This window comes from Sinorhizobium chiapasense, from assembly GCF_036488675.1.
In the GTDB taxonomy this organism is placed as follows: domain Bacteria; phylum Pseudomonadota; class Alphaproteobacteria; order Rhizobiales; family Rhizobiaceae; genus Sinorhizobium; species Sinorhizobium chiapasense.
Genome location: NZ_CP133148.1, coordinates 4,115,120 through 4,131,294, shown reverse-complemented (window position 1 = coordinate 4,131,294; position 16,175 = coordinate 4,115,120). Strand labels below are relative to the sequence as shown.

The window sequence follows — 16,175 nt, the reverse complement described above, 5'->3', positions numbered from 1 at the left end:
TGTCGCCTCAAGCCACAAAAATTAAAATTCTCCTAGACAATTGGTATTTTTTTGGCATTAATTCACGGAGAGGAGACACAGCGAATGCCGTCAGCAAAGACCGAAGAGCGCCACAATAACGCGAAGGGCCTGGATGTGATGCATCCGGCGCTCGCGCTTCGCCTGCTCGCCTCCGGTCAACAGGCGGCAACGAAATCGGTCGACGCGGCGATCGAGCAGATCTCGGCGGCCGCAGCGCTTGCGGTACAAGTCCTTTCCGCCGGCGGGCGGCTTGCCTATGCGGGTGCGGGAAGCTCCGGTCTGATGGCCATGGCGGACGCGCTCGAGCTGCCCGGCACCTACGGCATTCCGCAAGAACAGATCGTCGTTCTTCTCGCCGGCGGTGCAGCAAGCCTCAGCGATCTCGCCGGCGGCTATGAAGACGACATGGATCTTGCACGCGCCGATGTGCGCAACGCCGGAATAACGGCCGGCGACTGCCTCATCTCCGTCTCCGCCAGCGGCTCGACGCCCTATGCGCTCGCCGCTGCCGACGAGGCGAAGAAGCGCGGCGCAAAGGTCATCGCCATGGCCAACAATGCCGGCGCGCCTCTTTTCAAGGACGCTGACGTCTCCATTCTGCTGCAAACGCCGCCGGAAGTCGTGTCCGGATCGACGCGCATGGGCGCAGGCACGGCGCAGAAGGTCGCCTTCAACATGTTTTCGACGCTGGTCGGCATCCATCTCGGCCATGTGCTCGACGGGCACATGGTCAATCTACGTGCCGACAACATCAAGCTGCAAGGGCGCGCGATGCGCATCGTCTGCGACATCACCGGCGTCAGTGCCGCCGAGGCAGGCAGCCTGATCAAGGCGGCCTCTGGTTCGGTCAAGGTCGCGATCCTGCTCGCCTCCGGAGCTGAGGATGTCGCCGCCGCCGAAGCCGCACTCAAAGACGCCAATCAGAATTTGCGCCGGGCGATCGAAACCGTCTCGCGCCGATAAACTGGGATCCGAACCGCGCCGTGGCGGCGCTTATAAAAGGGAGAACATGCATGACCCGCACAACAATGAAAGGCTTGCTGCTCGCGTCGAGCATTCTCGGCTCGGCCGGGCTTGCCCACGCCCAGGACACGACGCTGACGATCGAGAGCTGGCGTAACGACGACCTGGCCATCTGGCAGGAAAAGCTGATCCCCGCCTTCGAAGCGAAGAATCCGGGCATCAAGGTCGTCTTCTCGCCGTCCGCCCCGACCGAATATAACGCCGCCCTCAACGCCAAGCTCGACGCCGGATCCGCCGGCGACCTCATCACCTGCCGCCCCTTCGACGCTTCGCTCGAACTTTACAACAAGAAGCACCTCGCCGACCTGACCGGCTTGGCAGGCATGGAGAACTTCTCCGACGTTGCGAAGTCCGCCTGGACGACGGACGACGGCAAGACGACCTTCTGCGTGCCGATGGCTTCGGTCATCCACGGCTTCATCTACAACAAGGACGCGTTCGACCAGCTCGGCCTTTCGGTACCGACGACCGAAGAAGAGTTCTTTGCCGCTCTCGAGAAGATCAAGGCCGACGGCAACTATATCCCGATGGCGATGGGCACCAAGGACCTCTGGGAAGCCGCGACCATGGGCTACCAGAACATCGGCCCGACCTACTGGAAGGGTGAGGACGGCCGCCTGGCGCTGATCAAGGGCGAACAGAAACTGACGGACGACGCATGGGTCGAACCTTTCCGCGTGCTCGCCAAGTGGAAGGACTATCTGGGTGACGGCTTCGAAGCCCAGACCTATCCGGACAGCCAGAACCTCTTCACGCTCGGCCGCGCCGCGATCTATCCGGCCGGCTCGTGGGAAATCTCCGGCTTCAACACCCAGGCACAATTCAAGATGGGCGCCTTCCCGCCGCCGGTGAAGAAGGCGGGAGACACCTGCTACATCTCCGACCATAACGACATCGGCATCGGCCTTAATGCCAAGAGCCCGAACGCCGAAGCTGCCAAGACCTTCCTCACCTGGGTCGCTTCGCCGGAATTCGCCGAAATCTACGCAAACGCGCTGCCGGGCTTCTTCAGCCTGAATTCGACGGCGGTGAAGATGGCCGACCCGCTCGCCCAGGAATTCGTCGCCTGGCGCGAAAAATGCAAGCCGACGATCCGCTCGACCTACCAGATCCTGTCGCGCGGAACCCCGAACCTCGAGAACGAGACCTGGGTTGCATCGGCCAACGTCATCAACGGCACTCAGACGCCGGAAGACGCTGCGAAGAAGCTTCAGGACGGCCTCGACAGCTGGTTCAAGCCGGCCAAATAAACTTTGGAAGGGGCGCGCGGTCCCCGCGCGGGTCGCGCGCCCTTGTTCTCGCACGAAATTTCCGTCGTGCGCTGTGAACGACGCGGTATTTGTGTTTGGATGTCCGGTGCGAAGCCGGACGTGAGGGGACCTGGGAGCTCGGCTCAGCCGGCATTTTCCATGGTCATGGCGGTGCCTTCGCCTGCATCGCACGTCATGCTCGGCCGAGCCGGGCACCCGCGCCACCCTCCAGTCGAGAGGCGCAAGGGGCGAACCGATCCATGACCGGGACATCCCGCGTTCAGGCAAACCGCCGAACGCGAACGGGTGGCCTAAATCAAAGGACCGGCACGTTTTGCGCGTCATGCGGCGCGCTGCATTTCGGACGAAATAGGAGCTGCGCCAATAATGGCCAGCCAGTTTTAGAGCGGGCCAGAGGCCGATGAACCCAAGCGACACCAAAACGACGGACATCAGCGAGATCAAGCGTCCCCGGCGCTGGCACATCCTCGTGTTCCTGCTGCCGGCCCTGATCGTCTATACCGCGGTGATGATCCTGCCGCTGATCGAGACGCTGAGGCAGTCCTTCTTCAACACGGTCGAAGGCCAGTACACCTTCGTGGGCCTGGGCAACTTCAATGTGCTTTTCGGCGACCCGCGCTGGGCCGCAGATTTCTGGAATGCGCTCAAGAACAATTTCATCTTCTTCCTGATCCACATGGCGGTGCAGAATCCGATCGGTATTGCGCTCGCCGCCATGCTGTCGATCCCGAAGCTGCGCTTCAGCGCCTTCTACCGCACCGCCATCTTCCTGCCGACACTCTTATCCTTCGTCATCGTCGGCTTCATCTGGAAGTTGATCCTGTCGCCGATCTGGGGGGTTGCCCCTTTCCTCCTCGACACCGTCGGCCTGAAATGGCTGTTCGCACCCTGGCTCGGCAAGCCGGACACCGCGCTGATCGCGGTCTCGCTGATCTCCGTCTGGCAATATATCGGCATCCCGATGATGCTGATCTACGCCGCGCTGCTCAACATTCCCGACGAGGTGATCGAGGCGGCGGAATGCGACGGCGTCACCGGCTGGAGCCAGTTCTGGAAGATCAAGCTGCCCTTGATCCTGCCGGCGATCGGCATCGTCTCGATCCTGACCTTCGTCGGCAACTTCAACGCCTTCGACCTCATCTACACGGTCCAGGGGGCACTTGCCGGCCCGGACGGCTCGACCGACATTCTCGGCACCCTGCTCTACCGAACCTTCTTCGGTTTCCAGCTGCAGCTCGGCGACCGGTCGATGGGCGCGACCATCGCGGCGATCATGTTCCTGATCATTCTCGCCGGCGTCTCGCTCTACCTCTTCGTCGTCCAGCGCCGCATGCGTCGCTACCAGTTCTAAGGGAGGATCCTTTATGTCGAAAGCACGCGCCTCCCTTGGTCGGACTGCAGGCGTCCATATCGCGCTGATCGCCTACACGCTCGTCGCGCTGTTTCCGGTGTTCCTGACGATCGTCAACTCGTTCAAGAGCCGAAACGCGATCTTCCGTGAGCCGCTGGCGTTGCCGACGCCCGAAACCTTCAGCCTCATCGGTTACCAGACGGTGCTGAAGCAGGGCGATTTCATCGGCTATTTCCAGAACAGCACGATCGTCACGGTCGTCTCGATCGCGCTCGTGCTGCTCTTCGGGGCCATGGCCGCCTTCGCGCTCTCCGAATACCGCTTCCGCGGCAATGCCTTGATGGGCCTGTACCTGGCGCTCGGCATCATGATCCCGATCCGCCTCGGCACCGTCGCCATTCTGCAGGGCATGGTCGCAACCGGCCTCGTCAACACGCTGACGGCACTGATCCTGGTCTATACGGCGCAGGGGCTGCCACTTGCCGTCTTCATCCTTTCGGAATTCATGCGCACCGTATCGGATGACCTGAAGAATGCCGGACGTATCGACGGGCTTTCGGAATACGCGATCTTCTTCCGCCTGGTGCTGCCGCTGGTGCGGCCGGCGATGGCAACGGTCGCCGTCTTCACCATGATCCCGATCTGGAACGATCTCTGGTTTCCGCTGATCCTGGCACCGGCGGAGACGACGAAGACCGTCACGCTCGGCTCGCAGATTTTCATCGGGCAGTTCGTCACCAACTGGAACGCAGTGCTCTCCGCCCTGTCGCTCGCGATCTTCCCGGTCCTCATCCTCTACGTCATCTTCTCGCGGCAGCTGATCCGCGGCATCACGGCAGGAGCAGTCAAGTGAGTTCACCCGTCAACCCGCTCCGCGTTCTTTGCGCGGGCCTCGGCAATATGGGCCGCAGCCATGCGCTCGCCTACCATCACAACCCCGGCTTCGAGATCGTCGGCCTCGTCAACCGCTCGAAGGTCGCCCTGCCGGAGCAACTGTCGGGCTACGAAATCCTGCCCTCCTTTCCGGAGGCGCTCCTCGAACTCAAACCGGAACTCTGCTCGATCAACACCTATTCCGACAGCCACGCGGACTATGCCGTCATGGCCATGGAAGCCGGCGCGCATGTTTTTGTCGAAAAACCGCTTGCAACGACCGTCGCCGATGCCGAGCGGGTCGTCGCCTGCGCACGGGCTAACGGCCGCAAGCTGGTGATCGGCTACATCCTGCGCCACCATCCATCCTGGATGCGGCTGATCGCGGAGGCCCGGAAATTGGGGGGGCCTTACGTCTTCCGCATGAACTTGAACCAGCAGTCCAGCGGGCCGACCTGGGCAACGCACAAGTCGCTGATGGAGACTACGCCCCCTATCGTCGATTGCGGCGTGCATTATGTCGACGTCATGTGCCAGATCACCGACGCCAGGCCGGTCGAGGTCCGCGGCATGGGTCTGCGCCTCTCCGACGAAGTGGCGCCGGACATGTACAACTACGGCCATCTGCAGGTGATCTTCGACGACAGGTCGGTCGGCTGGTACGAGGCCGGCTGGGGACCGATGATCTCCGAGACCGCCTTCTTCGTGAAGGACGTGATCTCGCCGAACGGATCGGTTTCGATCGTCATGGACCAGAACGCCAAATCCGACGACATCGACGTCCACACCAAAACCTCCGTCATTCGCGTGCACAGCGCCGCGACCGGAGCGGGCGGCCGCTTCCTCAAGTCCGACGAGGACCTGACCATGGAAGGAGAGCCGGGGCACCAGGAACTCTGCGACCGTGAGCAGGCCTTCGTGCTCAAGGCCATTCGCGAAAACATCAATCTCGACCGCCACATGGATGACGCCGTGCAGTCGCTCAGGATCTGCCTCGCAGCGGACGAAAGCGTGCGCACCGGCATGCCGGTCAAGCTTTAACCAAGAGGGGCAACACGTGGGATCACTGCAGCTCAAATCCATCCGCAAGGCCTTCGGCGGCCATGAAGTGCTGAAAGGCATCGACCTCGAGGTCAAGGACGGCGAGTTCGTCATTTTCGTCGGCCCCTCCGGCTGTGGAAAATCGACGCTGTTGCGCACGATTGCCGGGCTCGAGGACGCCACCTCGGGCAGCGTGCAGATCGACGGTGCGGAGGTCGGCCATGTGGCTCCGGCCAAGCGCGGCATCGCCATGGTGTTCCAGTCCTACGCGCTCTATCCGCACCTGACGGTCAAGGACAATATGGGGCTTGGCCTCAAGCAGGCGGGCGCGCCGAAGAAAGAGATCGACGAGAAGGTCGCCAAGGCGGCCGGCATGCTGTCGCTGGAGCCTTACCTAGCACGCCGTCCCGCGGAGCTTTCGGGTGGGCAGCGGCAGCGCGTGGCAATCGGCCGCGCGATCGTTCGCGAGCCCAAACTGTTTCTCTTCGACGAACCGCTGTCGAATCTCGATGCGGCGCTGCGCGTCAATACACGCCTGGAGATCGCCCGGCTGCACCGCAGCCTCAAGGCAACGATGATCTACGTCACCCATGACCAGGTCGAGGCCATGACGCTCGCCGACAAGATCGTCGTCCTGAATGCCGGACGCGTCGAGCAGGTCGGTTCGCCGATGGAACTCTATAATCGCCCGGCCAACGTCTTCGTCGCCGGCTTCATCGGTTCGCCGCAGATGAATTTCATCGAGGGCGGGCGGCTCGGCGACACGCAAGCCAAGACAATCGGGATCCGGCCCGAGCATATCGGGCTTTCCCGCGAGAGCGGCAACTGGAAGGGCAAGGTCATCCACGTCGAACATCTCGGCGCCGACACGATCGTCTATCTCGATTCGGAAGAGGTCGGCACGATCACCGTGCGACTGTTCGGCGAACATCGCTATGCCGAGGACGATATCGTCTATGCGACGCCGATCATCGGCGGCATGCACCGTTTCGACGCCGACGATCGGGTAATCAATTCCGGTCAGTGATACTGGCGGGCCGCGGGCCCACATAATCGGCGCACACGCGGAGAATTGCCCCTCACCCTAGCCCTCTCCCCGCAAGCGGGGCGAGGGGACACCAGACGCTGCTGCTCATGCCTTAATTTCGTGGCGAAGCTGTCGCCACGAGTCCTGAGGGGAGAAGGTGGCGGCAGCCGGATGAGGGGCGGACGCCGGTCTCCACATGCCTTTCGACAGGCATCACGGCTGAGTGATTGTCACGAGCCGCAGCGTCTAAGGCATTGCGGCTCTTCACTTTTTTTGCCCGTTCATACGGTATCGAAATCCTGTTGCACTGCGGGAGAATTTAACATACATTTGTGTCTGTATATTAGCCTCCCGGTATGTTCCCACGCCGATACCGGATCCGCTTCATCTCACTTTCGGACCGCGCAAAATTGCAAGGTGCAACGGCTGCGGGCGGTCCTTTGATTATGGACATTGCGATGCGTATGAAACGACCGACACTGGCCGCGACCCTGGCAACTGTGATTTTTCTCGCCGGCTGCCAGAAGAATGAAGAACAACAGGCCGCCGCTGCCTTCCCGCCGTCGGCCGTGGCCGTATACACGACGGCCGCGGAAGCTCTGCCGATCACCAATGAACTGCCGGGCCGCATCACTGCGACGCGCATTGCCGAGGTTCGGCCGCGGGTTTCCGGGATCGTCGTCGAGCGCGTGTTCGAGCAGGGCACCATCGTCAAGGAAGGCGATGTGCTTTATCGGATCGACCCGGCCCCCTTCCAGGTGAAGGTCGACAGTGCCGAGGCCACGCTGAAGCGGGCGCAGGCGGTGCTCGACCAGGCCAAGCGGACCGCCGATCGGCAGTCTCGATTGAAGGACGCGCAGTTCACGGCAATTCAGCAGTTCGATGATGCGATTGCAGCGGTCGCCCAGGCGGAGGCCGATGTCGGCATCGCCCAGGCGGGTCTCGCCGATGCGAAGCTCAACCTGCAATATGCGAATGTCACGGCGCCGATCGGCGGCCGGATCGGCCGGGCGCTCATCACCGAAGGCGCCCTGGTCAGTGCGACCGACACGCAGAACCTTGCGACGATCCAGCAGCTCGACCCGATCTATGCCGACTTCACCCAGTCGGCGACTGACCTCATCCGCCTGCGCAAGGCGCTCAAGGACGGTCAGATGATGAGCTCCGACAACGAAGCCGAAGTCCAGCTCATCCTCGACGACGGAACGCCTTATGCGCTGAAGGGCAAGCTGCTCTTCTCCGAAGCTGCCGTGGACGCGACCACCGGCCAGGTGACGCTGCGCGGTGAGTTCCCGAACCCCAACAACGATCTGCTGCCGGGCATGTATGTGCGCGTGCAGATCCAGCAGGGATTGGAGAAGGATGCGATCACCGTGCCGCAGCAGGCTGTCCAGCGCAACAATGCCGGCCAGTCCCAAGTCTACGTCGTAAGCGCCGACAACAAGGTCGAATTCCGCAACGTCACGCTTGGACGCACGGTCAGCGAACGCTGGCAGGTGACCTCCGGTCTCAAGGCCGGCGAAAAGGTGATCGTCGAGGGCTTCCAGAAGGTCGGCCCGGGTGCGCCTGTGCAGCCCTCCGACTGGGACCCGAATGCAAAGCCCGCGGCCGAACAGGCCAGCGCTTCGGCAGCCGACGGCGAAAAGCCCGCCACTGAAGTGAAGTGAGAGCTTGAACATGCCCAGTTTCTTTATCGACAGGCCGATCTTTGCCTGGGTGGTGGCGATCTTCATCATGCTCGCCGGCATCATTGCGATTCCGCTCCTGCCGGTCTCGCAATATCCGGACGTGGCGCCGCCGCAAATCTCGATCAACACCAGCTACCCCGGCGCATCCTCGCAGGACACCTATCAGAGCGTCACACGTCTGATCGAGGACGAACTGAACGGCGTCGAGGGCCTGCTTTATTTCGAATCGACGACGAGTTCTTCCGGCTCGGCCGAAATCAGCGCGACTTTCGCGCCCGGCACCGACCCCAGCCAGGCCTCGGTCGACATCCAGAACCGCGTACAGCGCGTCGAGCCGCGCCTGCCCGATTCGGTCAGGCAGCAGGGCGTGCAGGTGGACGAAGCCGGTTCCGGCTTCCTCCTGATCATCTCGCTTACCTCGACTGACGGGTCGTTGGACGCGACGGGCCTCGGTGATTATCTGAGCCGCAACGTGCTCAGCGAAATCCAGCGCGTGCCCGGCGTCGGCCGTGCACAGCTCTTTGCGACCGAACGCTCGATGCGCGTCTGGCTTGATCCGGACAAGATGCTCGGCCTCAATTTGACGGCAGCCGACGTGACGGCGGCGATCCAGGCACAGAACGCCCAGATCGCTTCGGGCTCGATCGGCGCCCAGCCGAACCCGATCACGCAGCAGATCGCCGCTCCGGTCGTCATCAAGGGTCAGCTTTCGACTCCTGAGGAATTCGGCGCCATCGTGCTTCGCGCCAATGCCGACGGCTCCGCCGTGCGGCTGCGCGATGTCGCGCGCCTCGAAATCGGCGGGGAGAGCTATTCCTTCTCGACGCGCCTCAACGGCAAGCCCTCGGCGGCCATTGCCGTGCAGCTCTCGCCGAGCGGCAATGCGATGTCGACCTCGGCTGCGATCAAGGCGCGCATGGACGAACTCGCGGAATTCTTCCCGCCGGGGCTGGAGTATTCCATTCCCTACGACACGTCGCCCTTCGTCGCGGTGTCGATCGAGAAGGTGCTGCATACCCTTGTCGAGGCTGTCGGCCTCGTCTTCCTGGTGATGTTCCTGTTCCTTCAGAACGTCCGCTACACGATCATCCCGACGATCGTCGTACCGGTCGCCCTTCTCGGCACCTGTGCGGTGATGCTGGCGATGGGCTTCTCGATCAACGTCTTGACGATGTTCGGCATGGTGCTGGCGATCGGCATCCTCGTCGACGACGCGATCATCGTCGTCGAGAACGTCGAGCGCATCATGTCGGAAGAGGGGCTGACGCCGAAGGAAGCCACACGCAAGGCGATGAAGCAGATTACCGGCGCGGTGATCGGCATCACGCTGGTGCTCGCTTCCGTGTTCATCCCGATGGCCTTCTTCCCGGGCGCCGTCGGCGTGATTTACCGCCAGTTCAGCCTGACCATGGTCGTCTCGATCCTGTTCTCGGCGCTGCTCGCCCTCTCGCTGACACCCGCGCTCTGCGCGAGCTTCCTGAAGCAGGTTCCGAAGGGCCATCATCACGCCAAGCGCGGCTTCTTCGGCTGGTTCAACCGGAGCTTCGACCGCACGTCGCATGGCTATACCCGCGTCGTCAGAGGCGTGGTGCACCGCACCGGCCGCTTCATGGTCATTTACCTGGCACTGCTCGCGGGACTTGGCTGGGCCTTCCTGCAGCTGCCTTCGTCCTTCCTGCCGGACGAGGACCAGGGCTTTGTCATCGTCATGATGCAATTGCCTTCGGAAGCGACCGGGAACCGTACGACCGAGGCCATCGAGCAGGCGGAGAAGATCTTCGGCCAGGAGAAGGCAGTCGACACGATCGTTGCGATCAACGGTTTCTCCTTCTTCGGCACCGGGCAGAATGCGGGCCTCGCCTTCGTGACGCTCAAGGACTGGAGCGAGCGTGACGCCAACAATGCGGCGCAGTCGATCGCCGGGCGCGCCACGATGGCGATGAGCCAGATCAAGGACGCGATCAGCTTCGCCCTGTCGCCGCCGGCGATCCAGGGCCTCGGCACGACCGGCGGCTTCTCCTTCCGCCTGCAGGATCGCGGCGGGCTCGGCGAAACAGCACTCGCCCAGGCACGCGACCAGCTGCTCGGGCTTGCCTCTCAGAGCAACGTGCTGACCGGCGTCCGTTTCGAGGGCATGCCCGATGCAGCGCAGGTTACCGTCAATATCGATCGCGAGAAGGCCAACACCTTCGGCGTGACCTTTGCCGACATCAACTCGACGATCTCGACCAATCTCGGCTCGTCCTATGTCAACGACTTCCCGAATGCCGGCCGCATGCAGCGCGTGACGGTGCAGGCGGACGAGACGAAGCGCATGCAGACCGCGGATCTCCTGAACCTCAACGTTCGCAACTCGAACGGCGGCATGGTTCCGCTCTCCGCCTTTGCAAGCGTCGAGTGGATCAAGGCTCCGACCCAGACGGTAGGCTATAACGGCTATCCGGCGGTCCGCATCAGCGGCGAAGCCGCTCCCGGCTATTCCTCGGGCGATGCGATTGCCGAAATGGAACGCTTGGCGGCCCAGCTTCCGGCGGGCTTCGGTTACGAATGGACCGGTCAGTCGCTGCAGGAAATTCAGTCGGGCTCGCAGGCGCCGCTCCTGATCGCGCTGTCCTGCCTGCTCGTCTTCCTGTGCCTGGCGGCGCTTTACGAGAGCTGGTCCATTCCTGTCTCGGTGATTATGGTCGTGCCGCTCGGCGTCATCGGCGCCGTGCTCGCGGTCACGATGCGGGACATGCCGAACGATGTCTACTTCAAGGTCGGCCTGATCGCGATCATTGGCCTCTCGGCGAAGAACGCCATCCTGATCATCGAGTTCGCCAAGGAACTGCGTGACCAGGGCAAGTCGTTAATCGACGCAACGCTCGAAGCGGCGCACCTGCGCTTCCGGCCGATCCTGATGACCTCGCTCGCCTTCACCCTCGGCGTTCTGCCGCTGGCGATCGCGACGGGCGCAAGCTCCGGCAGCCAGCGCGCCATCGGCACCGGCGTCATGGGCGGCATGATCTCGGCAACGGTGCTGGCGATCTTCTTTGTCCCGATCTTCTTCGTGTTCATCATGAAGATGTTCGGGCGGAAGAGCGCGGCAACGACCGGGCCGCAAACGGCCCCGGTTGAGGATACCGCAACCGAGATCGCCGACGCTGCCGAGTGATCGACGATCGACGGCCCGCCTCATCCGGCGGGCCGTCGCGCTAGAGCGTGAGCGGTTTTCCGCCCGCATCACGCTCTAACTTTTTTGAATCGATCACGTTTAAGATTTTGGGTCGATCCGACCCAAAATCACGTGATCTGGGAGAATTGCATGCGCCGAACCAAGGCCGACGCCGAGGCAACACGACAGAAGATCCTGAACGCCGCCGAGCGGGTGTTTTACGCCAAGGGTGTTTCCAATACGACGCTTGAGGAGGTGGCCAAGGCTGCCGGGGTTACGCGCGGCGCCATCTACTGGCACTTCGCCAACAAGACCGATCTCTTCCTGGCGCTCTACGATGCCGTGCCTCTGCCGCAGGAAGACATGATCGCGCGCGAGATCGAGACCGAGGCTTCCGACACGCTCGCGATCGTCGAAAGCGCGACCGTCGATTGGCTGGAGACGCTTGCCAGGGACGAGCAGCGGCAGCGCATTCTCGCGATCATGCTGCGATGCGACTACGACAGCGACATGTCTGCGGTGCTGGTGCGGCAGAAGGAAATCGACGAGCGGCACGACGCCGTGCTTGAACTCGCCTTCGCGCGTGCGCTCGAACGGGGGCAACTGCAAGCCAACTGGACGCCGGCATCCGCCGCGCGCGCGTTGCGCTGGCTGATGATGGGGCTATGCACCGAATGGCTGCTGTTCGGACGTCGATTCGATCTGGCGGCCGAAGGTCGCGACGCACTCAAACGCCTCTTCACCAGCTTCCGGACGATACAGCCCGCGGAGTCCGCAGCCTGAGCGGAATGGCCTAGGCGGCCAGCAGTTTGGCGGCAGCGCCAACGAGGTCCTGCTGGGCGGCCGGCTTGTCGACGACGAGCGCGCCGTTACATTTCCGTTGCATTTCCACAGGCAACGCTTGCCCGCTGTAGAAGAGGAAGGGGACGCCTCGTTCGGCAAGCAGATCGCTGACCTCCTCGGTCGTGACTTGACCAAGACGGATGTCGAGTACGGCAAGCGATAGTGCTTCGTTCCTGACCGCATCCAGCGCGGCCGCGATCGTTGTACACGGACCGACGACGTCGGCGCCGGCGTCGCGAAACGCGGCCTCCATGTCGAGTGCGATCAAGATCTCGTCCTCAGCGATCAGAATTCTGACGCCGCAAAGAGCTTGGTTCTCGTCAGCGGTCCGCACCATTTTGCGGGATCTCCGGAAGCTCGATGTCGATCGTGCAGACGACCCCATCAGGCTGGAAATCACGATGAACCGTAGCTCCGGGCAAACTCTTTTCGATCAACACGCCGCCGAAACCCTGCTCGCCTGGCGGCTCGACCGGCGGACCACCGTGTTCCTCCCACCTAACGGTCAGTTGGCGGTTATTGTTCCGGCGCTTCCAACTGAGCTTGACCTGCCCGTTTTCGGTCGCGAAAGCTCCGTATTTCGCGGCATTGGTGGCAAGTTCATGGAGAACGAGGCCGAAAGGCGTCGCTGTATCCGGCGGAAGCGTCACAGGCTCGCCTTCGAGTTGCAGTTTGCGCCCGTCGCTACCGGTGTAGGCCTCAAGCTGGCTGAGCGCCAGTGCGCTGAGCTCGGCGCCGCTCCATTCCGATTCGACGAGCAGCTTATGCGCGCTTGCCAGAGCTGCGAGGCGTCCTTCGAAACGCTCGACGAAGTCCTCCTGCGAATCCGAGGTGCGCATCGTCTGGCGCGCGAGCGATTGCACGACGGCCAGCGTATTCTTGACGCGATGGCTAAGCTCGTTCACCAGCAGCTGTCGGCGCTGCTCCCACCGCTTGCGATCGGTCACGTCACGGGTGCTCTCGAGAACGAGGCGCCGCTCTCCCACCGGCAGGAGCTCGATCTGGCTCTCCACCGTCAGGACATGCCCTTCCTTTGTCGTGTGGCGCAGTTCGCCGCTCCAGTGACCGTCTGCCAGAAGCGCCTGCAGCAAATTCTCGAAAGAGGAGCCGGGAACCTTGGTCTTCAGCAGCTTTTCCTTTTCTCTTCCGATGGCCTCTTCCCGCGAATAGCCGTAGAGCTCCTCGCTGCCTCGGTTCCACTGTTTGATGCCGTCGTCGTAATCCCAGACGAATATCGGTGACCGTGAAAGCTCCACAAGTCGCGCTTCCTGATCGAGACGCTGCTTGCTCTCCCGTGCATTTTCTTCGGCCTGACGCCGTTCGGTGATGTCAACGAAGGTAGCCACGACACCGTCGATCTTGTCGTCTATCGTGCGATAGGGGCGCATCCGCACCAGATACCAGCGGCCGTTGCGGCCCTTGACCTCGTGTTCTATGGGCGCGAGGTGCTCAAGGACAGAGCGCGCGTCATCGGCGAGAGCGTCATATTCAAGTTGATGGGTGAAGTCGGTGATGGGCCGTCCTTCATCATTGGCGGTGACGTTGAAAATCTCCGTCAGACGCGGGGTGAAGCGTTTGATGCGGAGCAATGGATTGAGGAAAAGTGTCGCGACATCGGTCGCCGCCATGAGATTCTGCAGATCGCTGTGAGCGCGCGAGACGCTTTCCAGCTTCACCTTCAGCTCGTTGTTGACCGTCTGCAGCTCTTCGTTGATGGACTGCAGTTCCTCCTTGCTCGTCTCGAGTTCCTCGGCCGTCGAACGGTATTCCTCGTTCATCGACTGGAGTTCTTCGTTTGCGGCGCGCAGTTCCTCGTTGGCCGCCTCGGATTCTTCCCGCGTCACCCGCAGCCGGTTCTGCGCGAGCTGCAGTTCCTCCTGCAACTGCCGGATCGTCTGGTTGGCAGCCGGATGCCCGTCGCCTGTCTCGGAAACGGCGTTTTCGCCCTTGTCGATAGCCTCACCTTCGATGAAGAGCACCAAGGCATGCCGCGTCGGGTCGCTTCCCTGAAGAACCGGCTTCACCTGAAGGTAGACGCGATGCGGCTGCCCGTCGACTTGTGCGAGGATCGGCATGCTCAAGGTCGCTTCGTTTCGCTCGAAGGCCCGATGCAGCGCCGCCCTGAGGTCGAAGCGGAACTCCTCGCGCACAAGATCCGTCGCATCCGTGCTGATCGGCCCGCCCGACGGTTGCAGGAAGCGGCCGGCGCTTTCGGAAAGGTGGATCGCCCGATGACTCTCGTCCACCAGCATGCTCGGCGGGGCGATCTTTTCGAGCATCTGGCGGTGCAAGGCGGCGTCGCTGAAGCTGCCGGAGGGTGAAGGCGGGCGGGCGACGACCGGAGCTCTTTCGGCCGTCTGGTGCGGACCGAGAAGCACCGGCAGTGTCGGGCGGCGCTCTCCGGCGCCCGCAATCGATCGGTAAATCCGCGCCTCACGGTCGACCGTGCGGAAGAGCCCGGCCGGATGGTCGGCGCTTTCCGACGATCCGAGGAAAAGGTACCCGCCCGGATTGAGCGCGTAGTGAAATGTGCTGCAAACCTGCTGCTGAAGCTGCCGGTCGAGATAGATCAGGAGATTGCGGCAGGAAATCATGTCCAGGTGGGAGAACGGCGGATCTCGGAGCAGGCTGTGGCTCGCGAACAGGACCACATCGCGCAGCTCCCGGCGGACGCGATAGTGGTCGCCCTCACGCTGGAAGAACCGGCGCAATCTCTCCTCTGAAAGATCTCCTTCGATCGTCGCCGGAAACCGGCCCTCGCGTGCGATCGCCAAGGCCCCGCCATCGAGGTCTGAGCCGAACACCTGGATTTCCGGCGTAAGGTCGCGACGAGCGGCTTCCTCGAGCAGCAGGATGCCGATCGTATAGGTCTCCTCTCCGGTGGCGCAGCCGGGAACCCAGACCCTGATGCTGTCACCGGCTTCCTTTCCGTCGAACAGTTGCGGAACGATATTGTCGGCGAGCGACTTGAAGGCGGCCGGATCGCGAAAGAACGTGGTGACGGAAATCAGGAAGTCGCTGAAGAGAGCCTGCGCCTCCTCCACGTTCTCGCGCAGATAGGCATAATATTCCGCGATCGACTCCTTCCTGGTCACCTGCGCCCGCCGGCCGACGCGACGCAGAATGGTCGCTCGCTTGTACTGCGAGAAATCGTGCCCGGTTCTGGCGCGCACATGCGCGAGAATCCGCGCGAGGATATCTTCAACGCTGGAACGTCCCTCGGCGGATGGAAGCGGTGCCCGATTGGCCAAAAGCTCGGCCAGTCGTTCGGGAAGCTCTTGGACCGGCAGCACGAAGTCGGCGACCTCCGTGGCAATGGCATTGCGGGGCATCGAGGCATATTCCGCCTCGTTCGGATCCTGGACGAGCACGATGCCGCCCGCCTCCTTTATGGCCTTGACGCCGATCGCGCCGTCCGCCCCTGCGCCGGTGAGAATTACGGCGAAAGCTGTTCCATGCTGCTCCGCAAGCGATCGGAAAAAGAGATCGATCGGCGCTCGATGCGCCCGCGCCTCCTCGAACGGCTGTGCGGAAATCGTGCCGTCAGCGATATTTAGCCGCCGGTTCGGCGCGATCACGTAGACACGGTTGCTTTCAAGGCGCGCATGGTCTTCGACCTGTGTCACCTGCATCTTCGTGCGTGACGCCAGGATGTTGGCAAGCTCGCTCCTGGCGTCAGGATCGAGATGGACAATGACCACGAAGGCCGCATCGGTCTCGGCCGGCAAATGGTCGAAGAAGGTCTGAAGCGCATGGACACCCCCTGCCGAAGCTCCGATGCCTACGATCGGCGGATCCGATTCCTGCCCCATGCTTCACCTCCCCCGGCAATCCGCTCAACGGGGCCCCGATGGGTGCTCGATCGTGGGCTCGTTTGCGGGAT

Annotated in this window: 11 protein-coding genes; 9 read left to right on the top strand and 2 right to left on the bottom strand. The window is 62.5% G+C overall.

All coding sequences use genetic code 11. From position 1 onward, the window contains the following. Positions 1-84 precede the first annotated feature (84 nt). The 9 genes from RB548_RS19535 to RB548_RS19495 all read left to right on the top strand — a co-directional run bounded on the left by RB548_RS19535 (position 85) and on the right by RB548_RS19495 (position 12,232). Positions 85-984, top strand: a complete 900-nt coding sequence (locus RB548_RS19535) for an N-acetylmuramic acid 6-phosphate etherase (protein WP_331372849.1) — start codon at positions 85-87, stop codon at positions 982-984. Positions 985-1,034: 50 nt separating this feature from the next. Beyond that, entirely contained in the window at positions 1,035-2,294 is a 1,260-nt protein-coding gene (locus tag RB548_RS19530) for an ABC transporter substrate-binding protein (protein ID WP_331372848.1), read from the top strand. A gap of 421 nt (positions 2,295-2,715) precedes the next feature. Beyond that, positions 2,716-3,666 carry a carbohydrate ABC transporter permease gene (locus RB548_RS19525; protein ID WP_331372847.1) on the top strand — a complete coding sequence of 317 codons (951 nt, stop codon included), beginning with the start codon at positions 2,716-2,718 and terminating at the stop codon, positions 3,664-3,666. Between the two features lie 13 nt (positions 3,667-3,679). Beyond that, the gene (locus RB548_RS19520) at positions 3,680-4,519 is read left to right on the top strand and encodes a carbohydrate ABC transporter permease (RefSeq protein ID WP_283961032.1); all 840 of its coding nucleotides are present in this window, start codon (positions 3,680-3,682) and stop codon (positions 4,517-4,519) included. Between the two features lie 47 nt (positions 4,520-4,566). Further along, on the top strand, positions 4,567-5,580 hold the full coding sequence (locus RB548_RS19515; protein WP_408642427.1) for a Gfo/Idh/MocA family protein: 1,014 nt from the start codon (positions 4,567-4,569) through the stop codon (positions 5,578-5,580). A gap of 16 nt (positions 5,581-5,596) precedes the next feature. Continuing rightward, positions 5,597-6,607, top strand: coding sequence for an ABC transporter ATP-binding protein (locus tag RB548_RS19510; protein WP_331372845.1), 1,011 nt, complete (start codon positions 5,597-5,599; stop codon positions 6,605-6,607). A 446-nt stretch (positions 6,608-7,053) separates the two neighbouring features. Then, positions 7,054-8,274 carry an efflux RND transporter periplasmic adaptor subunit gene (locus RB548_RS19505; protein WP_331372844.1) on the top strand — a complete coding sequence of 407 codons (1,221 nt, stop codon included), beginning with the start codon at positions 7,054-7,056 and terminating at the stop codon, positions 8,272-8,274. A 10-nt stretch (positions 8,275-8,284) separates the two neighbouring features. Further along, positions 8,285-11,449, top strand: a complete 3,165-nt coding sequence (locus tag RB548_RS19500; protein WP_331372843.1) for an efflux RND transporter permease subunit — start codon at positions 8,285-8,287, stop codon at positions 11,447-11,449. 150 nt (positions 11,450-11,599) lie between these two features. Further along, positions 11,600-12,232 (top strand): TetR family transcriptional regulator, encoded by a 633-nt coding sequence (locus tag RB548_RS19495; protein ID WP_331372842.1) that lies wholly within the window; start codon positions 11,600-11,602, stop codon positions 12,230-12,232. Positions 12,233-12,242: 10 nt separating this feature from the next. On the opposite strand, the gene RB548_RS19490 is transcribed toward RB548_RS19495, so the two are convergent. Next, a complete protein-coding gene (locus RB548_RS19490; protein ID WP_331372841.1) occupies positions 12,243-12,629 on the bottom strand; it encodes a response regulator in 387 nt (128 codons plus the stop codon). Further along, positions 12,613-16,104 (bottom strand): chemotaxis protein CheB, encoded by a 3,492-nt coding sequence (locus RB548_RS19485; RefSeq protein WP_331372840.1) that lies wholly within the window; start codon positions 16,102-16,104, stop codon positions 12,613-12,615. Before RB548_RS19485 ends, RB548_RS19490 begins: the two co-directional genes overlap by 17 nt. Positions 16,105-16,175: the final 71 nt, after the last annotated feature.